Source organism: Mycobacterium sp. NGS33 (assembly GCF_059812885.1).
This window is the reverse complement of sequence record NZ_JCALDN010000026.1, coordinates 35,615-55,769: the sequence shown is the minus strand read 5'-3', so window position 1 is coordinate 55,769 and position 20,155 is coordinate 35,615. Positions and strand designations below refer to the sequence as shown.

14 protein-coding genes and 1 pseudogene are annotated in these 20,155 nt (G+C 64.3%); 2 read left to right on the top strand and 13 right to left on the bottom strand.

What is annotated here, in order from left to right; all coding sequences use genetic code 11:
• Positions 1-433: 433 nt before the first annotated feature.
• The 7 genes and pseudogenes from AC5Y5B_RS24135 to lpqS form a co-directional block, all read right to left on the bottom strand.
• Positions 434-695 (bottom strand): annotated as a pseudogene (locus AC5Y5B_RS24135) (type II toxin-antitoxin system RelE/ParE family toxin).
• 845 nt (positions 696-1,540) lie between these two features.
• Positions 1,541-2,791 (bottom strand): MFS transporter, encoded by a 1,251-nt coding sequence (locus tag AC5Y5B_RS24130; RefSeq protein WP_008257507.1) that lies wholly within the window; start codon positions 2,789-2,791, stop codon positions 1,541-1,543.
• Between the two features lie 48 nt (positions 2,792-2,839).
• Positions 2,840-4,234, bottom strand: coding sequence for an MATE family efflux transporter (locus AC5Y5B_RS24125; protein ID WP_014942261.1), 1,395 nt, complete (start codon positions 4,232-4,234; stop codon positions 2,840-2,842).
• Positions 4,235-4,245: 11 nt separating this feature from the next.
• Positions 4,246-5,529 (bottom strand): alanine racemase, encoded by a 1,284-nt coding sequence (locus AC5Y5B_RS24120; RefSeq protein WP_008257505.1) that lies wholly within the window; start codon positions 5,527-5,529, stop codon positions 4,246-4,248.
• Positions 5,530-5,609: 80 nt separating this feature from the next.
• Positions 5,610-6,632 carry an ornithine cyclodeaminase gene (locus tag AC5Y5B_RS24115; RefSeq protein ID WP_014942259.1) on the bottom strand — a complete coding sequence of 341 codons (1,023 nt, stop codon included), beginning with the start codon at positions 6,630-6,632 and terminating at the stop codon, positions 5,610-5,612.
• Positions 6,633-6,713: 81 nt separating this feature from the next.
• Positions 6,714-7,811 (bottom strand): PLP-dependent cysteine synthase family protein, encoded by a 1,098-nt coding sequence (locus AC5Y5B_RS24110; RefSeq protein WP_008257503.1) that lies wholly within the window; start codon positions 7,809-7,811, stop codon positions 6,714-6,716.
• A 236-nt stretch (positions 7,812-8,047) separates the two neighbouring features.
• Positions 8,048-8,479, bottom strand: coding sequence for a putative copper homeostasis (lipo)protein LpqS (lpqS, locus tag AC5Y5B_RS24105; RefSeq protein WP_225325412.1), 432 nt, complete (start codon positions 8,477-8,479; stop codon positions 8,048-8,050).
• A gap of 514 nt (positions 8,480-8,993) precedes the next feature.
• Between lpqS and ricR the strand changes: the two genes are divergently transcribed.
• Positions 8,994-9,284, top strand: a complete 291-nt coding sequence (gene ricR / locus AC5Y5B_RS24100; RefSeq protein ID WP_008257501.1) for a copper-sensing transcriptional repressor RicR — start codon at positions 8,994-8,996, stop codon at positions 9,282-9,284.
• 169 nt (positions 9,285-9,453) lie between these two features.
• Here the strand turns inward: ricR and AC5Y5B_RS24095 are convergent, their stop codons facing one another.
• The gene (locus AC5Y5B_RS24095; protein ID WP_033717542.1) at positions 9,454-10,827 is read right to left on the bottom strand and encodes a PPE family protein, SVP subgroup; all 1,374 of its coding nucleotides are present in this window, start codon (positions 10,825-10,827) and stop codon (positions 9,454-9,456) included.
• Positions 10,828-11,459: 632 nt separating this feature from the next.
• Here AC5Y5B_RS24095 and AC5Y5B_RS24090 point away from each other — a divergent pair.
• Complete coding sequence (locus AC5Y5B_RS24090) at positions 11,460-12,056, top strand: DUF305 domain-containing protein (RefSeq protein ID WP_033717556.1); 597 nt, start codon at positions 11,460-11,462, stop codon at positions 12,054-12,056.
• Positions 12,057-12,076: 20 nt separating this feature from the next.
• On the opposite strand, the gene AC5Y5B_RS24085 is transcribed toward AC5Y5B_RS24090, so the two are convergent.
• The 5 genes from AC5Y5B_RS24085 to AC5Y5B_RS24065 all read right to left on the bottom strand — a co-directional run bounded on the left by AC5Y5B_RS24085 (position 12,077) and on the right by AC5Y5B_RS24065 (position 20,068).
• Positions 12,077-14,332: a heavy metal translocating P-type ATPase gene (locus AC5Y5B_RS24085; protein ID WP_008257498.1), complete on the bottom strand. Its 2,256-nt coding sequence runs from the start codon at positions 14,330-14,332 to the stop codon at positions 12,077-12,079.
• An 80-nt stretch (positions 14,333-14,412) separates the two neighbouring features.
• Entirely contained in the window at positions 14,413-14,619 is a 207-nt protein-coding gene (locus AC5Y5B_RS24080) for a heavy-metal-associated domain-containing protein (RefSeq protein WP_033717539.1), read from the bottom strand.
• A gap of 290 nt (positions 14,620-14,909) precedes the next feature.
• Positions 14,910-18,011, bottom strand: coding sequence for a nocobactin polyketide synthase NbtC (nbtC, locus tag AC5Y5B_RS24075; protein ID WP_014942255.1), 3,102 nt, complete (start codon positions 18,009-18,011; stop codon positions 14,910-14,912).
• Between the two features lie 3 nt (positions 18,012-18,014).
• Positions 18,015-19,313 carry a beta-ketoacyl [acyl carrier protein] synthase domain-containing protein gene (locus tag AC5Y5B_RS24070; protein ID WP_008257493.1) on the bottom strand — a complete coding sequence of 433 codons (1,299 nt, stop codon included), beginning with the start codon at positions 19,311-19,313 and terminating at the stop codon, positions 18,015-18,017.
• Positions 19,310-20,068 carry a thioesterase II family protein gene (locus tag AC5Y5B_RS24065; RefSeq protein ID WP_008257491.1) on the bottom strand — a complete coding sequence of 253 codons (759 nt, stop codon included), beginning with the start codon at positions 20,066-20,068 and terminating at the stop codon, positions 19,310-19,312. The genes AC5Y5B_RS24070 and AC5Y5B_RS24065 overlap by 4 nt, the downstream gene beginning before the upstream one ends.
• Positions 20,069-20,155: the final 87 nt, after the last annotated feature.

The window sequence follows — 20,155 nt, the reverse complement described above, 5'->3', positions numbered from 1 at the left end:
GCCTTACCACTCACGCCATCAGGGTAGTGGCCTAGCCTGACGCGGAGCAGGGGTTGGCGACTTTGACCTGTATGCCGCCGATATCGACAAGATCTACGTCGAGGGCAAGCCTAAGCAGCTGCTATCGACAATCGATCTCGCTAAGAAGCACGGCGGCTGCGCAGCGAGGTAGTCAGCGTGGACATGGAACTAACCCAGACACAGAGGTCACGAACCATTTCTGGTTTGTGACTTCATGCGTCACAGTTCGTCGAACCGCTCCATGTGGGCGAAAAGTGACTTGCAGTCCGGAGTCCCAAATGTCCGGTCTCGATCTAGTTGGCGGTCACTTACAGGGAGCGCCAGCAAGGATTCGACTCGGAAAGCTGTTGCGTATCTATGAAGTTGGCGGTTCCCAATGAAAATCCGACTGCCAGGTCTTGGCAGTCGCATGTCAGTCTAGGTGCCGCTCGACGTCCGTGTGCCTGTGCAGGATGCGCACTACGTCGATCAGAACTCCGCTGGCGGCAACGCGGTAATAGAGCGTGTGTGAACCCGCAGCATGTCGGCGGTAGCCGACACGAACCTCGTCGCAAGGCCTCCCGATGAGTGGGGTTGTCCGCCACAAGCTCAATAACTCGCTGAATCTCGCGCACGTACGTTTCGGCTTGGTTGGCACTCCACCGGTTACGGGTGTAGTCCCAGATCTGCTCCAGGTTGGACTGGTAGCAGGGGACACCAGGCGCTTATTTCATTGGCTTGACGCGATGTCCTGAGCTTATTTCACTGGCTCGGTGCGATGTCCTGGCAACCAGGCAGACATACCGTCTTGCACTCCGCGGTCTGTCTCTTCCCCTAGGGTGGGGCTGCCCGGAGTAGCTGTGTCTCGACAGCTACAGCTGAGTGTGCCGAACGGATTCGGGTCAGCACTTGTCGCTGGGGCTTGTCCGAGGGAGCCGACAGCGATTGCAGTGCTAACCAGTATCCTGATGATCACCTGGGTTACCCCTCATCTACCGGTGATTTGTCATCGCATCTGCGACTTGATGCGCCCGCAGGCCGCAGAGCTATACGCAGGCCATCATCTGTAGCCAGCGGATACAGTGGCATCGGGTAAACGTCTCTCGGTGTGATCTACACTACCCCCGTACGGTACCTCCGGTCAATGCTCGGTTTCACGCGCCAGGTGTAAAGGCACGCCGTCATCAGGTCTGCGCGCGAGGCCGTGTGACCCGCCACCGGCCGCCCCTGTTGTTCCCGATAGGCCCCAGTCAGTTCCGATCTCGTGCCGGATTGGCACTGTGAGGTGGTGAGCCATGATCAGTCGTTCGCCTTCGCCGCCCCGCCAATGCACATCGTCTAAGCCGGAAAGCTTCCGCTATGGGCGCCCCCGGGAGGTCGCGTAGCCATCACCGCCGCTTTCGTCGGGGTGCCAACGCACCGACTTGAGCTGGCGTGGCCTCGCTGGAGGTAAGGATCGCGTGGGGATTTGATCGCTTACGCATCGCCCTGACTGTATGTAGGCGCCGAACCGTGCTGCGGCCCACCAACAGCCGGCCGCTCAGGTGGGCAAAATGTCAGAGTGGGCGGGCTGCAGGCGGTGGGTCCGGTCTAGGCGGTGTAAGGCCACAGCGGCGACGATTCCGACGAGAACCAGTCCTGCCCATGCCAGTTCGCCCAGGCCCATTTGTCGTGCGGCGCCCATAACCGCGCCCGTGGCCAAATTACCGACGAGGATTCCGGCCCCGATGATGGTGTTGTACAAGCCGTAATGGGTGGCGACCAGTCGGCCGCCCAGCGAGACCACAATGTCCATCTCGAATGGGAAGACTGCGGCCGAGCCGATGGCCAGCAGGCCCGCAGACATCAGAAGCGCCGCGATCGCCGGCAGAGCGCCGAAGCGTTCGCGGTCTGGGACGACGATCAACGGCAGGAACGACGCTGCCATTATGGTCAGGCCCACGGCCAAACTGCGTCTGGTTCCCCACCTCTCGGCGAACCAACGGGTGATGCGCAATTGTCCACCAACCGCGGTGAGCCCTGAAACGGCGAAAAGCGCCGCGACTAGTAATGAATGAGATCCTGGCGCCAGCACCGACGCCTGCAACGGCAGTGCGAGATTGATCTGAAACGAGAGCACATAGGAACCGATCATCGCCGCGGCGAACAACAGGAAAGAGCGGTTAGCGACGACGACCCGCCAATCTTGCAATATCGAGGTCTTCTCCGGCGCTGGGTCGGCGCGGCGGCGAGGCAACGCCAGTAGTTGCACGACTGTGAGCACGGCGAAGACGACCGCCGCGCCGGCCGCGGCGACCCGAAAGTTTATGGCCATCAGGACAAGTCCAACAATTGGGCCAAGCAAGATGCCGGCGTGATTGAAAATATTGAACATCGCGAACGCCTCGACACGGCGGACGCCGACGTCGGCGGCCAGATACGCGCGAATCGCTGGGTTGAACAATGCACCGGCGAAACCGGTAGCCGCGGCGGCGATCAACACGGCGGGCAAGGACTGGCCCGCCACCAGTAACGCGAACCCACCGATGCGCAGTAGACATCCGGCCACGATCAGCCACTTGTAGCCCAGCCGATCGGCCAACGTGCCCCCCACGATGAACATGCCCAGCTCAGAGAAATCCCTGGTACCCAGGACCAGCCCGACAGCCCACGCCGCCAGCGCGAGCGGGCCGGCCAGGTAGCCGGCCAGATAGGGCATCAGCATGTAGAAACCGACGTTGATGCCGAACTGATTGATCAGCAGAATCCGGCTGGGCGTGTCGAACCCGCGAAACCGCGCCACAAAACCCACTGACCGCACCCTATACGTCAATTCCCGCTATCAAAACGCAGGCGCCGGTCAGACTGCTTGAGGCAGATCCTTGCGGAACCGTCGCAGCAGCAGCGCCGCCGTCGCGGCGAAGCCGGTGCTGAGCCCGGTCCACACTCCGGCCCCATGCAATTGCGCCGGGAACGCTAGGAGCAACATGGCGGGCAGGCCAACCAACCAATACCCGATCGTGGTTGCTCGCAAGCCGGCTTTGGTGTTGCCGATGCCCCGCAGCAGTCCCACGGCGATGTTTTGGGTGAAGTCCACGATTTGCTGAATTATCGCGAAGAAGAGGAAGAATTTGGCGATCACAATAGTGGCCGAATCGGCGGGGTCTAAAAATGGCCGTAAAACCCAGTAGGGGGCTACCACGTAGAGCAGTCCGAGTGTCACCGTGCTGATTACCCCTAGGAGAAGCGCGACGACCGCTATCTGCTCGGCCTGCCCTTTATCACCTTTGCCGGTCGCACGGCTGATGAGGATGGATGATCCGTGGGATAAGCCGATGCTGATTTGGAAGGCGATGCGGGTCAGCTGAGTCACCACATTGTGCGCGGCCAGCACGATGGGGCCGAAGGTTCCCATCACCACGGCGGCCAGCGAGGTGATCCCGGCTTCCGAGCCGTACGTCAATGAAATAGGGACTCCCAACCGCAGGATGTGGCGGGCCATTTCAGCGTCGGCATTCCAGCCGTCGATCGACAGCAGCGGGGCGAGGTGATTGTCACGGCGCAGGATGAAATAGAACGCCGCAACAGTGAGTACCTGCACCAGCGTCGTTGCCAGTCCGATGCCCGCCAAGCCCAGCCGGGGGAGGCCCAGCAGTCCGTAGATGAACACCAAATCCAGCGCCGCGTTCAGTGCGATGGAGGCGATGCTGACCGCCAACAGGGGACCGGGGCGGCGCATACCAACGGAGAACTGCCGCAACACATTCAGCCACACCATCGGAACCAGCCCTGGAGCTAAGGCAATCATCATGGGTCGCGCGAGGGCCAGCACGTCTTTGTCCACCCCGAAGACGGGCAATACATAGCCCAAAGCGATCAGCGCGGCGCCGAGAAGGACAGCCGTCAAGGTGGCCACCAAGAAGGCGGATCGGTTGATCTGGCGGATCTCCGTGTGCGCCTTGGTGTCTGGGCGGTCGCTTCCGGAACGTGCCTCCCCTTGAGCGGCCGCAGTGGCGACCAGGTTTCCCACCGCCGTGACTACACCGACGCACATGGTGCGCATCAGGTTGTATAGGATCGCGGCAAGCCCACCAGCGGCGATGGCTTGCACCCCGATGAGGCCCATCATGGCCAAATCGGTGGTGGTCAACGCAACTTGGGCGAATTGCACACCCGCGATGGGCGCGGCCAAAGCGGTGAGCTGCCGGCCGGTGCGCATCAGGGGAGCAAGCCGCACCCAGCGGTTTTCACCCACGGGCGCCCGGCTCACAAGCGATCGCCATTCTGGTCGGGGCGCCAGCGAAACCGGCCCTCGTCGTCACAAGTCACCTCGAGTTTCGGCGGCAAGGGGAGCCCATGGAACTCGGATTCGTTCTTGTCCATCTGGTAGCCAGCGGTATTGGGGTAGATCAGCAGGTCACCATAACGCGGCTGCCGCGGTAGCTCCACTTTTCGCCAGGTCAGCATGTCATAGTCCAGGCAGCTAGCCCCGCCGACGCAGCATCGGACCGGGCCTGTCGACTGCAGCTCGTCCGAGCTTTCTTGCGGCCACAGCGTCGGATCCGGGAGGAACTCGCTGGATTTCCACTGCTCCGACAAGCTCATGCTCAGCCCGAGAACGGTGATGATCCCGTAGTCGCCGCGCCGCTTGAATCCCTGCACGGGAAAAACGGTGAACCCTGCCCCGTTGAGCAACGCGCGGCCGGGCTCGAGCAGGAGCTTGGTTCCCGTCGTGGCGAATCGGTCGCCGACGGTGCCTTGGCCGCCGGCGTCCTCGCTGGAGAGGATTGCGGCCAACATGTCGGCCCCGGTCGGCTTCTGATGATAGGGGTAGAAGTGGGTGAACGTCTTGCCGGCGTGAAAGTCGCTTTCGGTGCTGTCGCGCAAGAACCGGTCCCACGTCTCGCCGTCGAGGTAGCTCACTGCGAATCCGCCGCCGATAGAAATGGACGTTGCCGCCAGGCCCTGCGCTCGTGCCTCAACAACACGGTCAACCAGCTGGGCCGCCAGCTGCGCACGTGGCGCGACCTCGTACCCGTTGAGGTGAAACGAGAATCCTTCCATGGACACACGCGACCGCTGCTGGGCGCATTGTTGTAGCGCGGCGTCCAATTCAGTGGGGTCCAGACCAAATCTGCTGTGCGGGTTCACTTCTGGAAGCACCCGCAACATGATCCGGACGCTCTCGCCGCGATGGGCCAGCGCGATAACCCTGTCGAGCTCGTCGAGGGCGTCCACTGCGATCAAGCAACCGTGGCGGGCGGCTAGCCAGAGCAGATGTTCGCTTTTGGCGGGCCCGGTGACCACGATGTCTGAACCGCGCACACCGCAACTAAGCGCATGAACCAATTCCGGGGCGCTGGCTGCATCGACACCTGCGCCGAGCTGCGCGCAGACGCGCAACCAGCACCCCGCCTTGTTGGCTTTCTTGGCGAAGAATACTTGCCCTTCCACGCCCGCCGAGTCGAGCACATCGGTAAACGCCTTCAGGTTTCGGGCGAACTGCGGCGCGAACAGCACGTGAAACGGGCCTCCGACCGCATGAGCCATATCGGCTACTAACGAACGATCAGATATGACTTCCCGGAACCATTCCGGCTCTACCGCCGGCAGCGACAACGGCGTCTGTGCTAGCTCCACAGTTTGATTTCCTGTCCGCGTCCACGAGCGATCGCTTGGGCGGCCAGTTCGTGCGCCACCGGGATGTCGGTGATGGCCATGCCGCTATTGAAAACGAAGACCCGGTCATCCTTGTCTCGCCTGCCCGGTGCTTGTCCGGCGAGGATGTCGGGAAGCTCGGCGTCCAAGCGTAACGAGCCGTTCTCGTCGGCGAAGCGGGTGCCTGTCACCGCCAGTTGGCCCGCGCTCGTCGCGGCGGCGTAGTCGGCGTCGCGCAGCGAGGACGAGTGCACGCCGGTCCCGTTGACCGAGACGAACAGCGCCCCTGGCTTGAGCCAGCTGGTGCGGAACTTGACCTCGGTGGCCGGGCCAGCCGACGTCGCGACTAGAACATCGGCTTCGTTGGCGGCTTTCTCGGGGTCGGTGACGACTTCGATGTCTCGGTCGGGGTGCTGCTCGCGGACATACGCGCGCACGGCGGCGATGCCATCCGGATGGGTGCCGAACAACAGCAGCCGATCCAAGTCCGGCAGAGCAGTCAACAGGAACGGAAAGGTGTATCGGCCTTGAGCGCCCGAACCGGTCACCAGCGCGGTGCGGGCCCCCGGCATTGCGCATGCGCTCGCGATCAGCGCGGTGTTGGCGGCCGTTCGTAGCGCGGTCACTCGGAAGCAGTCCATAAACGCTATCGGCAAACCCGCCTTATCGTCGTAGAGCGTAATGGTGATGTATTCTTTTTTCCCGTCGTCGTTTTGCATGTAATAATCTTTAAACGCCGTGATTTGTGAACCGCCGTCATAGCCGGGCATCGCATAGGCAGCCGAATCCCGGTACGGCGAGCGCATCATGATTTTCGCCGGCGCCCGAGATGAACCATCGGCCACTCGCAGATAAGCGCCCCTGACCAGCTCCATTACCTCACTGGGACTGATCGCAATGTCGGCGATATCGCTGCGTGTCAGCACGCGCAGCGCAACGTCCTCGCGGTCCAGAATCTGCTGTACCGGTTGGCTGCCTGTTGCTGCAGAAACCATTACTGTATTACGTCCTCTCGTGTTTTTGATTCAGTGCAGTGACCCAATGGGGATCCTGCTCGTGCAATTCGTGCAGCGGGGCTATGCAGGAATCTTCACCTCGACCGAGCCATTCCCCGCCTGAATCCCAGCAGCTGCTTTGCGGATCGGTACCGCCCCGCGCAGCAGTGTGGGGTTGGTGATGGTGGTGGTGCGTGTCCAGGAGGTGATGACGTGTTGGTTGGGGTCGATGAGGGTGGTGGGTTGGGGAGTGGGTTGCCAGCCCAGGAGCTCGTGTTGGCGGCAGTAGTCGTCGTTGTAGATGGTGTCGAAGTAGCGTTGGGGTCCGTCGGGGAAGACGGCGGCGATCCGGGTGTTTTTGGGGTAGGTGCGTGCGGCCCAGCCGGCGACCAGCGCGACGGCGCCGACGCTCCAGCCGCCGCTGGCGAACTGGCTGGCCGCCAAGGTGCGTGCCGCCCAGACGGCTTCGTGTGGGGCCACCCAGTGCACCTCGTTGAAGGCGGGGTAGTCGATGTTGGCCGGGTGGATGCTGGAGCCCAGCCCGCGCATCAACCGGGTGGTGGCCGGTTGGCCGAAAATGGTCGAGCCGATGGTGTCGACCCCGATCAGTTTCATGTCGGGGTTGAATCGGCGCAGCACCCGGGCCACGCCGGCGGAGTGTCCGCCGGTGCCTACCGAGCAGACCAGGACGTCGACGTTGCCGAGCTGGTCCATGAGCTCTAAGCCCAGTGATTGGTAGCCGGTGATGTTGTCGGGGTTGCTGTATTGGTCGGGGCACCAGGCTCCCGGCTCGGCGGCCAGGACTTGGGCGACGCGGTCTTTGCGGGCCTGTTGCCAGCCCCCGATCGGGTGGGGTTCGGTGACCAGGTCGACTTGGGCGCCGTAGGCGGCCAGCATGTGGCGCACGATGGGTTCCATGCCGGTGTCGGTGACCACGGTGACCGGGTGCCCGTAGGCTTGGCCGGCCAGCGCTAGGCCCAATCCGAGGCTGCCGCTGGTGGAATCCACGATGCGGGCCCCGGGCGCGAGCTCGCCGCGGGCGCGGGCTGCTTCGACCATGTGCAGGGCGGGGCGGTCTTTCATGCTGCCGCCGGGGTTGAACCCTTCTAGCTTGGCCCAAAACCCGCGATCGGGTGGGCTCAGCGGGGCCGAGATCCGCAGCACCGGCGTGTTGCCCACCAGGGCGGCGGGTCGCCGGGAGGTGGCGGGGGCGGGTGGTGCGCAGTCCCGCGGCTTGATGACCTTCAGTGCCGGAACGGGGTGAACGCATGTGTTGTCGAGAGGAAGAATTTCAGCCATGGGATTCGTCGCTTTCACGCGGGAGCCGCGAATATCGGTGCGCGGCACATGGTGACAGGGGGTCAGCGATCGCCGGCCGCCGCCACAAAGGGCAGAAACGACCTGGCGCTGACCAGTCAGCGACGAGACAGGCAGAACCGCGTCAAGACGTCTTGACCGGTAAGCGCAAAAGCCGGGGTACGGGGCGGGCCCCGCCCGGCGCGCACCGCAAACCGGGCCGGCCCAGCGGTCAGGGCCACGGCCAGCACCGCACCCAACACCGCCAGCGTCGCCAACGCGGCACCCGAGCGGGGCAGCACCGCTGTGGTGAACTGCTCATGATGGCCGCCCGAGGACCCCTTAGTCGCATGCGGATGATCGACGTTAACGGTGAACTCGCCACCCAGCGAAGCCACCAACGCGTGGGCTGGATGGCCTAGCGAAGACTGGGGATGCCCCAGGATGCTGTGGGCGCCGATCAGCACCCCCCACATCGCCAACCACGCCGCAGCCCCAACCGCCACCGCGTACCGCAGCCGTGGCGTTCCGCTAGCGCTGGCCAATCTCATAACACCCCGACCGTAGCACCGCCGGTCGTGGCCATTCGCGCTCCAAATCGAGTCGATGCCCGGCCGAGACCTGTCCGTGATCGATACCCCATCAGCCGCCCGTGGGGGTCGGCCGAAGGCCCGAACGAAGGCAGGGGAAAGTCCACACCAACGACGATACGGTCTGTACCCCATACCCGCAAAGGGTAGTGCGGCTCCAACTTCGCGTGCCGATACACGCGGCGTCGAGAGGGTCTGCCTTGCGCCGTCATAGCCATACGGGTGACGGCACGTTGCCCTGACGTGCGAGGCTACGCGAGCCCGGAATCGGGCACGGGCCCAGGTGCGCCCTCTAGCGGGCGATCACCCGTTGGGCGCGATACGGCACGGTACGTGCCATAATGAGGCCCATTAGCACTCGCATTTCCGCGATCCTGGCACCGCTTCCACGACACCGACGCCATTGCGATGGCTGACCCTCGTCACTACGCAGTAGGCGCAGGTCTCCCCGATGACCAAGACGCTGGGAGGATAGATGACAACCCCACTCGGATATTCGGCGCAAAAGGACAATTACGCCAAGCGACTGCGCCGCATCGAGGGCCAAGTCCGCGGCATCGCGAAGATGATCGAAGACGACAAGTATTGCATCGACGTCCTCACCCAGATCAGCGCCGCCAGCAGCGCCTTGAGGTCAGTCGCGCTGAATCTGCTCGACGAGCACCTTGACCACTGTCTGACCCGCGCCGCCGCGGAGGGCGGCGACCAGGCCCACGCGAAATTGGCCGAAGCCTCCGCCGCAATCGCACGACTTGTTCGCTCTTGATCGCTGCACGCGTGCATCCATCCGCTGCCGGTGGGGCTCACACGACGCAGTGAGGCGAACGGGCCGCGACAATCCGCGAGCGCGGTCGCACCGCATGACGCAAGCACACGTCGCTCACCCTTCGCGAGGGATTAAGCGCCGGGTAACGAACACACGGCATGGGCCTAAATCATCTTGGCAGCAGGCGCATTCTCTGTTCGTCGAATTCTTGCTGCGTCAGGATTCCGGCGGCACGCAGCGACGCCAGCTCGCGCAGCTCGGCAGCGATGTTGATCGCTCCGACCGGCGAAACCTGCGGGGCGATTGCTGGGGCGTTTGTCTTGTCCTTCTTGTTCGGGTCGCGGGGGGCCTTCGCCGTCTCGGCCCGGCTTCGCTCCCGACCCAACGCGCTCGTGCCGGCCATCGCGCGCCCGGCCATGCTCGCCACCGCCATCTCGCCGAACAGACTCCCGGTGCCGCTGGGGGCGGCCGCGGCGGCGGCTTCCGCGGCGGCGCCGGCGCTGGTCGCCGGCAACGCCAAAGCGGCCGGCCGTATCGCCGGGGCGGCGGCCGTCCACCCGGGCGGTACCGACAGGCCGCCGACGGTGTTGGCCTCACCGAGCCCCGCTGACGCCAGAGTTCCGAATCCACCCGCCGGGTTCGTGATGACCGGGAATGGCGATGGCGGCACCGCGCCCGCCCCCGGCCAGGACTGCACACCGGCCCACCCGCTGACGATGTCATCGGTGTGGAAACCGGTCAGCGCGCCGGCAATGTTGAAGGGAAGAGTCGTCGCACCGAAGGGGGTTACCACGCCGAGTCCAGCGACGCTGGCGGGCCCGTTCAGAAAGACCGTGATCAGATCGCTCTCCACGCCCAGCACGTCCGTCACCGACGGGTCGACGGCAGTTGGCCCCACTGCGGTTCTGGTCAACATGTTGGGTACCGCCGAGAACGGTTGCTGGGCAACCGCGTTGCGTGTGCTCCCGGCGGCGGTGCCGGTGGCCTGCGCTACGGCTCCGGATTGGTCCGCCCCGGGGTTGGTGGTCTGATCCGGCTGGACGAACGGTGTCAGCGTGGTCGCCGACGCCGTGGAACCCGCGTAGCCGAACATCGCCGCGGTGTCACGCGCCCACATCTCCGCATACTCGGTCTCGGTGGTGGCGATCGCCGGCGTGTTCTGCCCGAGGAAGTTCGTCGCGACGAGGGACGCCAGCAGGGTGCGGTTCGCCGTGATCACCGGCGGCGGCACCGTCTGGGCGAAGGCCGTCTCGTAGGCGAACGCCGCGGCCCGGGCCTTGGTGGCGGTTTCTTCGGCCTGGGCGCCGGTGGTCCGCATCCACTCCAGATAGGGGGCGATCGCCGCGGTCATGGCCGCAGCCGACGGGCCGACCCACGGGCCGGAGGTCAGGGCGGTGATCTCGGCCTGGTAGGAGTCCGCCGTCGACTGCAGCGCGGCGGCCAATTCGTCCCAGGCCATGGCGGCGGCCAGCATTGGTCCCGACCCCGGACCGGCGTACATCCGCGCGGAGTTAACCTCCGGCGGTAGTACTGCGAAGTCCACGTTCTCCTCCGATCGCTCTCATGGCCGCGAGGGCATCGACGGCTCCGGTGCGCGTCGTATGGGGGTAGCCAGCCGAACAGCAAACAAATCGCAATCCTTCGGGCAGTGCCGGTACCGCGAAGAAAGGCGACCTAATGAGACCGTCCCGACTGCTGAGGGATCGGCCTCACACCGTCGCAAGCGCTCCCACCTCAACAAACAGGACGAAATTCTCGCTACAGGTTACTTGCACATGACACAAGGACTCACGAAGGGTTTGGCGCCTGGTCCGAGAAATCACGTCCAGCCGCCTTCAGGCGCCGCACAGCCATGATGGGTTGGGGGTTGTCGATGCCCCTGACTGCCATTGGCGGCACAGCCGGATTCATTCGCTGAACGAGAATGCCGTCCGCCGCCGCGATTCGGTATGCCGGTCCACTGGTTCCATCGGGATGTAGCAATACGACCGTTCCTCAGGAGCGTCGTCGGGATCGTGACCGGGTACGGTCTCTATCGAATTCCGTGGAAGCGTCTGGTTGAGCCGAAGCGGCTGCGGGCAGACTTGTAGCTGTCGTGCAGCGGTCGAGAAGTCAGAGCACCGCCAAGGGCCGCCAGGGGAACCGGCCCTCGAACCGAGGAAAGGGCTTGTTGTGATGAGAATCAGGACTCTGACGGCGGCTGTCGCGGCGTTGGCTGCGCTGGTCGGCGCCGGCGCATGTAGTAACTCCCACACTGACCAGGCAGGCGCCACAAAGGGCGCACCGACTTCAGCGTCGGCCCCCGACGGCCATAAGCAGGCTGATGTCGTGTTCGCGCAGCACATGATTCCGCATCATCAGCAGGCCATTGAGATGAGCGACATTGTGTTGGGCAAGCAAGGCATTGACGCCCGTGTCGTAGATCTAGCGAATCAGATCAAGGCAGCTCAAGGGCCAGAGATTGAACAAATGCAGACTTGGTTGGGTCAGTGGGGGACGCCGAGCCAGACCATGATGCCCACGCGGAGCGCGATGCCGGGTATGAGCGGGATGTCCGACGAGGACATGGCCGCGCTAAAGAACGCCCAGGGCGTGGAGGCCAGCAGGCTGTTCTTGACGCAGATGATCCAACATCATCGGGGCGCGATCGCCATGGCCCAGGACGAGGTCAATTCCGGCGGATATCCTGCGGCGACGGCGATGGCCCGCTCGATCATCGCCAGCCAGCAGCAGGAGATCGACACCATGCAGAAGCTGCTGGCCTCGCTGTAACTGTCAAGACGCCCGCGGGATCACCGGATGCCCGGCTGAAACCGGCGAAGCCGCAAGCTATTACTGACGACGAACCCCGAAGAGAGCGCCATCGCGGCGCCGGCCAGCATCGGATTGAGCAGCCCGGCGGCGGCAAGCGGCAGCGCGGCGACGTTATAGGCGAAGGCCCAGAACAGGTTTCCCTTGATCGTGGCCAACGTCTTGCGCGATAGCCGGATCGCATCCGGCACCGCGCGCAAGTCGCCGCGGACCAGAGTCAGGTCACTGGCCTCGATGGCGACATCGGTGCCGGTACCCATCGCCAGTCCGAGGTCGGCCTGGGCCAGCGCGGCAGCGTCGTTGACGCCGTCGCCGACCATGGCCACCACCTTGCCGTCGGCCTGCAGACGCTTGATGGTATCGACCTTGTCCTGGGGCAGCACCTCCGCGATCACGTGGTCGAGGCCGACCTGACGGGCGACCGTGTCAGCGGCGGCCTGGTTGTCGCCGGTGAGCATGATCGGTGTCAATCCAAGCGCGCGTAGTTGGCTGATGGCCTCGGCCGACGTCGGTTTGACCGCGTCGGCGACCACGAGCACGCCGCGTGGCCTGCCATCCCAGCCGACTGCGACGGCGGTTTTACCTTGCGACTCGGCCGCCCGCATGGACTCAGCGAGCTTCTCCGGCAGGTGCTGCGACCAGTCCGCCAGTAGCCGTTCGCGGCCTACCATCACCGCGTGGCCGTCGACCATACCTTGGACACCGAGCCCCTCGAGGTTGGTGAATTCTTCGACGGCCGGAAGGTCACCGAGCTTCTCGCGTGCGGCTTTGGCGATCGCGGTGGCGATGGGATGCTCGGAGGCAGCTTCCAGCGCGCCGGCCACCCGGAGCACCTGATCGGGTTGTCCGCCGTCGTCGGTGATCACATCGATCAGGGTCATCGCGCCAGCGGTTACCGTGCCGGTCTTGTCGAGGACGATGGTGTCGATGCGTCGCGTCGATTCCAGCACCTCGGGACCCTTGATAAGGATGCCGAGTTGGGCGCCGCGGCCGGTGCCGACCATCAGAGCGGTCGGCGTGGCCAGGCCCAGTGCGCAAGGGCAGGCGATGATCAACACCGCGACGGCGGCCGTGAACGCCGCGCCGATCGACCCGCCGACGACCATCCACAATCCCAGCGTCGCCACCGACAACACGATGACAATCGGCACGAAGATGGCCGAGATCTTGTCGGCGAGCCGCTGCGCGTTCGCCTTTCCGGTTTGCGCCTCCTCGACCAGCCTGGCCATCTGCGCTAGCTGGGTGTCGGAGCCGATCCGGTTGGCCCGCACCACGAGTCGGCCGCCGACATTGACGGTGGCCCCGACCACGTGGTCGTCGGGCCGAACCTCCACCGGCACCGATTCGCCGGTCAGCATCGATGCGTCCACCGCCGAAGCGCCCTCGACGACGACGCCGTCGGTGGCGATTTTCTCCCCTGGCCGCACCACAAACTCGTCGCCGACCGCGAGTTGTTCGATCGGAATGCGTTGCTCCACAACGCCTTTGCGCACCACGACATCCTTGGCGCCGAGGTCGAGCAGCGCGCGTAGCGCGGCGCCGGCCCTCCGCTTGGCTCGGGCCTCGAAGAACCGGCCTGCCAGGATAAAAGTTGTGACACCGGCGGCGGCCTCGAGATAGATGTTCCCGGTACCGTCGGTACGCGTGACGGTCAACTCGAACGCGTGCCTCATGCCAGGCATACCGGCGGTGCCCCAGAACAGCGCATAGACGGACCAGCCCAACGCGGCGAGCGTCCCCATCGAGATCAGCGTGTCCATGGTCGCGGTGCGGTGGCGCAGGTTGGCCCACGCGGCCCGATGGAACGGCCACGCCCCCCACACCACCACCGGAGCGGCAAGCGTCAGCGACAGCCATTGCCAGTTGGCGAACTGGAGCGGCGGGATCATGGCCATCACGATCACCGGCACCGTCAGCACCAGCGAAACCAGGAGCCGCTGCCGTAGCGATGCTGTGGGGTCGCCGTCGGGCTGCCCGTTCAGGTCACCATCGGCCGGCTTCGGCTGGGGAAGCGCCGCCGAGTAGCCGGCGTCCGCGACCGCGGCCACCAGCTGATCGGGCGAGACATCTCCGACGTAGGCCACGCTGGCCCTTTCCGTTGCGTAGTTGACCGTCGCGGTGACGCCGTCAAGCTTGTTGAGCTTCTTCTCAATGCGGGCCGCGCACGACGCGCAGGTCATGCCGTCGATCAGCAGCTCGACGTGGCCGTTGGGTGTTGTCTCGATGACGGGACGCACGATGCTCTCCTTTAGGGGCCCGGCCTGCTAGCGGGCCGGCGGACCGTTCGACGGGGGTCGCACACAGTTGAGGGTTTGCTTCAGCCGGCGAGCTGGTATCCGGCCTCTTCGACGGCGGCCTTGAGCGCGTCGTTGTCGACTGGGTTGTCGCTCTCCACGGTGACCATGCCAGTTGACAAATCGACGTCGACTGCGGTGACGCCGGCGATGCTGCCGACCTCATCGTGTACTGAGGATGCGCAATGGGCGCAGGTCATTCCCGCAACCCTGACTGTGACGGTGCTCATGTCGGCTCCTTTCACGTCGACAGGCGTTTCAATCCACACTATACCCCCATAGGGTATCTGTCCAGGTGTCAACACCCCGAACGAACGCGCTGCCGAGCTCACGGGGACGAAGGTTCATTTGGCATAACCACATTTCGCCGAAAATATTGCCCCGATCGAAAGATGGCACGGACCAACAACGGCTGGTTGACGGCCTCACTGCGAAGCGAAGTGCCCATTTCTCGAGTCGCATCGGGCCGGCATGCAGTCCGGCGGCCGAAGCGACGCGACGCACAGGATTTAGTTCCTGGTCAGGGTGCAGCTCGCGGTCCGCCCAACTGCGTCAGAACGTCTGCAAGGGATGCCCCTCCGAGAAGGTCCGAGACCTCTAGATCGTGATTGAATTCGGCCTTCACACGGCGGCGTAACTCCAGTGCCTGCAGGGAATCCAGGCCGATCGCGACCATGGGGGCGGTGGTGTCAATCGTCTCGGCGCGGTCGACACCGATGGCTTCGGCCAGCAGGTTTACTAACCGTCGGGGTAGACCTGTCTCCTCGACGGGCGCTGGAGCTTCGACGATAGAAGTTGCCGCGGCGGGCGAGGTCAGCTGGGACAACAGCGGGCCGTAGCCGTAGACCTCCAGGACTGATCGTGCGCGAGCGAAATCGAATGCCGCGACGATGGCATTTCCAGGAAGTCGGCGCATTCCCAAAGCGATTGCGCCGGCAGGAGACATCGGGACGACGCCGATGGCAGCCAGCTGCGCCATGCTGGCGTCATCGAGATCAAAATGGACGGTCCACTGTCCCCACTGCACGGACACGCAGTCCAAACCCTCGGCTCGGAGTCGGTGCGCCGTAGCGTCGAGCATCCGATTGGCCGCCGCGTAGACGACCTGTCCCCGGCCGCCGATCGTCGCCCTGGCCGAGGAGCATAGGACTACCCGACAGTTGTCCGTCCTGGGGAACGTCCCTAATATGCGGCAGATGCCAACAACTTTGGCGCGTAACGCCTGGTCGACTTTCTCGGCGGTGATGTCCTGGAATTCGACAGCCGAATACTCTACGGCGGCGTGGATGATCAGATCTGCAGGCACGCTTTGGTTTTCGGCAGCCAGTCGTGAGACCGCTGCTTGGTCGCCCACGTCGCACCTAGTGACATGGATCGGCGTCGCTGCGGCCGAACGAATGCGCTGCAGTCGGTCTGCGACGGCAGCCGTCTCGCCCGATCTGCTTACCAACGTGATTCGCTGCGCGCCGCAGTGCGCGAAGTGCTCGCAGAATTCGAGCCCGAGATTTCCTGTTCCCCCGATGATGAGCACATGCTCAGGGGGTGCTGTGTCGCAGTCGCCGGCGGACGTGTCGCTCTCGGCGATGCGCTTGGCGTAGAGGCCGCCGTTGCGGAATGCCACCTCGGATTCTTCAGCCGTGTGCAGCGCCATGAGGATTGCGTGTGCTGAGTCTGACGCCGTCAGTCCGCGCGGCAGATCGAGGTGCCGGAATCCGATGCCTGGATAGTCGGCGCCTATGCTGCGAAACCCTGCGCTGGCTGCTGCGTGAACCGGATCCGGTGGCGCGTCGTCTGCAACAACCGCCTCACCGCCGACTGTTACGAGCCAGCAGTCGGTGACCGCGTCGTGTATCCCCGGCCACCAGCTGCGGTCGGCAAAGAATGTCGCGACCTCGGCTGCGGCGGCGGCGTCGTCCAGTTCGGGCGATTGCGGAACCAGGATGACGAGCGTATTGAGATCGCCACTGGCGGCGCTGTTTTCGGTGTTGATCATGCGACCCGTGGCGCCGATCTCTTCGGCCACGACGCATAAGGTGGTGGCCAGGTCCCCGCAGGCTCCGGTGTGATCCACGAGTCCGAGGGCGCGCGGCGGCATCAGTGAGCGCTGCGACAGCCGGACCCATTCCTCGACGAGGAGGCGCGCGGGTGTGGTTTCGGCGATCCGATCGCGCGCCGAATCGGCCACTGCGGCAACGGGTGTGACAGCGGATGGTTGACGGGCACGCACGGGCAGAACCTCGTTATAGGGCAGCCACAGCCGGGTCTCGTTCATCCGGGTGTTGGGGAAATCGCGTAACGGCAGCCGGACGTGGCCGTCAGATTCGGTGCGCAGGCACTCCCACGAATAGTCGAGGTCGTGTACTGCCACCTGCGCGAGGCCGCGGGTGAACTCGCCCAAATCGGTGGCGGTTCGTTCCGACGTGCCGACCACCACCGCCTCGCGTTCGTCCGCCTGGACAGCGAGATTCTCGTGAATCGCCAACTGCAGCGTCGGATGTTCGGCCAGTTCGACGAAAGTGTCGATGCCGTGCCGCACCGCGGTCGCAATCGCTTTGTCGAAGCGAACGGTGTTGCGCAGGTTCCAGAACCAATATTCGTCGACCGGCAGCTCAGGCATGATGGGGCCGCCGAGAGTGCCTCCGAGGCAGTCGATGTCGGTGTCGAGGAACTGCGGATTTTGCAGTTGGCGCTGCATGGACGCACGTACCGAAGCGGCGAGCTCATTGATCAAGCTGCTGTGCGCGGGATACTGCACGCGAATGACGCGCGCGAACGTGCCGCGCTCGGTCAACGTGTCCACGATGCCCTGCACCGTCTCTTGATCACCTGAAATGCCCACCATGCTCGGGGAATTCACCACCGAGAGCTGGGCCCAGCCCGAGCAACGCGCGAGTAAGTCCTCGCAGGTGTCACGGTCGGTGGCGACAACGGCCATGGCGTAATCACCGGAGGCGAACTCGTCGGCGGCACGTGCGCGGAGCCCGACGACGAGCGCGGCATCTGCCAAAGTGGTCATCCCGGATACGTAGGCCGCGGCGATCTCGCCTTGGCTGTGCCCGATGGTGACGTGGGGCGCAACGCCGAATGATCGCCACATCGCGGCCAGGCCGGCCATCTGTGTGAACAACGCGGGCTGGACGACGCCCGAACTGTCTTCGGCAGGAAAGTTGTCGTCGAGAAGGTATTTCAGCGGTGACTCGCCGAACTGCGTCTGGAATGCCTCGGCACAGCGATCTGCCTCGATTCGGAATGCCGGTATCGCTTCGTAAAAGAGCCGCCCCATCCCCGGTCGTTGGCCTCCCTGCCCGGGAAAAACATAGGCGAGCCGGCGGGTGCTGGCGGGTGTATTGGTGCGCACCAACGAAGGATGTTCGTGTTCATCGATAACCGCGTGCAGGGCGCTGATCAACTCGTCGCGCTGGGTCACCATGGCTAGGGCTTGGTGCCGGCGCGCGATCCGCGTCCGAAACAGCATTTCGGCGATCCGGTCGGGTGTCACCTCGGGATGGTCTGCGGCATAAGAAAGGAGGGCGACAGCCTCATCCCGCAGTAGTTCGCGCGTTTCGGCCGATAACAGGACGGGAATGGTGTCGTTCGGAAGCCGGTAGGTAAGAGGTGCCACTATTCACTCCAGGGAACTTGCGGGCATCGCGATGATCGCATGCGCGTTGGCGCCACCGGCGCCGAACGATGAGACCGCGCCGTAGCGGACGCCGCCTATGGGCTCCCACTGGTGCAGTTTTGTCGCCAATCGCAGGCCCGTCAGGTCCCAGTCCACCGTCTCGGTGGGGTTGTCCGAGAAGAGCGTTGGTGGGATCTGACCGTGCTGGCCGGCGAGTAACAGTTTGATCAGTCCGAGGATTCCGGATGCCGCTTGTGCGTGCCCGGCGTTCGACTTCAACGAGCCCAGCCGCGCCTTGGATCCCGCCGCGCCGTAGGTCTTGAAAAGGGCCAGCAATTCCACCGGGTCGCCCGCGCGGGTCGCGGTGCCGTGCCCTTCAATCATTCCGACTTCGGCCGGATCGATCCCCGACGCGTCAATTGTCTTGCGGATGAGCTGCTCTTGCGCGCGCACCCGGGGTACGAGGATCGGCTTGCCTTTGCCGTTGTGGTTGGTGCGGACGGCCAGGATGCGTCCATAGATCCGGTGTCCCAGTCGGCGTGCGCGGGATTCAGGTTCGACAACGACCATCCCCGCGCCTTCCCCCCACACGGTGCCGCTGGCGTCCTCCGAGTAGGCGCGGCAATGCCCGTCAGTGGAAAGCGCATTGAGCCTTGCGAATTCGTAGAAAGCTCCCGGTGACCCCATGACGCACGCCGCGCCGGCAAGCGCCCATTCGCATTCGCCCGTCCGCACCGCCGTCGCGGCCAGGTGCAGTGCGGTCAACGACGACGCACACGCCGAATCGATACACATCGATGGCCCGGACAGTCCAAGGCAGTGCGAGATACGCCCGGCGGCCCCCAGCTGGCCTAGGCTGGCGATCCGATGCCCGCTGTGGGCATCGGCTAAGGCCGCACGCGGGCCGTACTCCATCGGGGACATCCCGACGAAACAGCCGACGTCGGCGCCGTCGAGCGCGCCGGGGTTTATCCCCGAATTCTCCAGTGCCTTCCACGCCACACGCATCGCCACCCGTTGCTGGGGCTGCATCACGAGGGCCTCGCGATGCGTGATACCGAAAAAAGGAGGGTCGAATGTTGTTGCGCCGTCCAGGAACCCGCCCGCGTCGAAAACCGGCCCCCAGCCGTCTAGCTCGGATACCGACAGGAGATCGTCGATCGGCCAGCCGCGGTCGCGTGGAAAGGGGGCAATCAGTTCCCTGGCTTCGGCAAGCGCGGACCACAAGGCTGCGGGACTGTCGATTCCCCCGGGCGCCTCGACGGCCATTCCGGAAATGACGATTGGGTCGTCGCTGCTCACGCCGTCTGCTCGCGGTGCGCACTAGACGCCAACAACTCCGCGACGGCGCCTATGTGCGATTCCAGGTAGAAGTGTCCGCCGTCGAACATCGTGACCTTGAGGGTGTCGGTATGTTTGCCCCACCCGTACAGATCGCCCAACGTTATATACGGGTCTTGATTACCGCCCATCGCATGTACCGGAGCCGCTACCTTGATGTCGTCGGCGCAGGAGTAGGCGTCAAAGGCATTGTAGTCGGCTTTAATTACCGGAAGCGCCCGTCTCATGATTTCGCGGTCGGTGAACACATCCGTGCTGGTTCCCTCCAGCGCCGCTAGATGGTTGAGGATCCCCTCGTCATCCTTGGGATGCGGTGGCTTGGCCGCGGCGCGGTAAGGGGCAACCGCCGCGGAGACGTTCAACTGGCGCACATCGATTCCGCTGGCTTCGGCGATACGGACAAACTCGAACGCGACCAACGCCCCCATGCTGTGCCCAAACGTGACGATTGGGATCCCGCGATTGTGCTCTGACGTCCAGAATTCGCCGAACGCTCCAGCGGCGATGTCGGGGAGTGATTGCAACGACGCTTCAGCCGCCCGGTCCTGTCGTCCCGGGTACTGGAAAATAATGACCTTGAATGTCGTGCGCAGTGCTTTCGAAAATTCGCGGTAGGCCGACGCGCCAGCCCCAGCATGCGGAAAAATCAGCAACGGAACGCTTTCGGGCAAATCCGGTTCGTGGAACTGTCTGATCCACCCCAGTGTGCGCGGCATGCAACGCTACCTTTCGCTTCGTGTCGCTGTATGCGCCTCGAGGAGCCCGCGCGGCGGCACAACCACCGCATGCGTCATTAACTTAGC

What these genes read in the sequence shown, in the direction of transcription:
- AC5Y5B_RS24120 (WP_008257505.1), bottom strand. Translation starts at nt 5,529, where the DNA reads ATGGCTCATGCGGTCGGAGGCCCGTTTCACGTGCTGTTCGCGCCGCAG.
- AC5Y5B_RS24115 (WP_014942259.1), bottom strand. Translation starts at nt 6,632, where the DNA reads ATGGTTTCTGCAGCAACAGGCAGCCAACCGGTACAGCAGATTCTGGAC.
- lpqS (WP_225325412.1), bottom strand. Translation starts at nt 8,479, where the DNA reads ATGAGATTGGCCAGCGCTAGCGGAACGCCACGGCTGCGGTACGCGGTG.
- ricR (WP_008257501.1), top strand. Translation starts at nt 8,994, where the DNA reads ATGACAACCCCACTCGGATATTCGGCGCAAAAGGACAATTACGCCAAG.
- AC5Y5B_RS24090 (WP_033717556.1), top strand. Translation starts at nt 11,460, where the DNA reads ATGAGAATCAGGACTCTGACGGCGGCTGTCGCGGCGTTGGCTGCGCTG.
- AC5Y5B_RS24080 (WP_033717539.1), bottom strand. Translation starts at nt 14,619, where the DNA reads ATGAGCACCGTCACAGTCAGGGTTGCGGGAATGACCTGCGCCCATTGC.
- AC5Y5B_RS24065 (WP_008257491.1), bottom strand. Translation starts at nt 20,068, where the DNA reads ATGCCGCGCACACTGGGGTGGATCAGACAGTTCCACGAACCGGATTTG.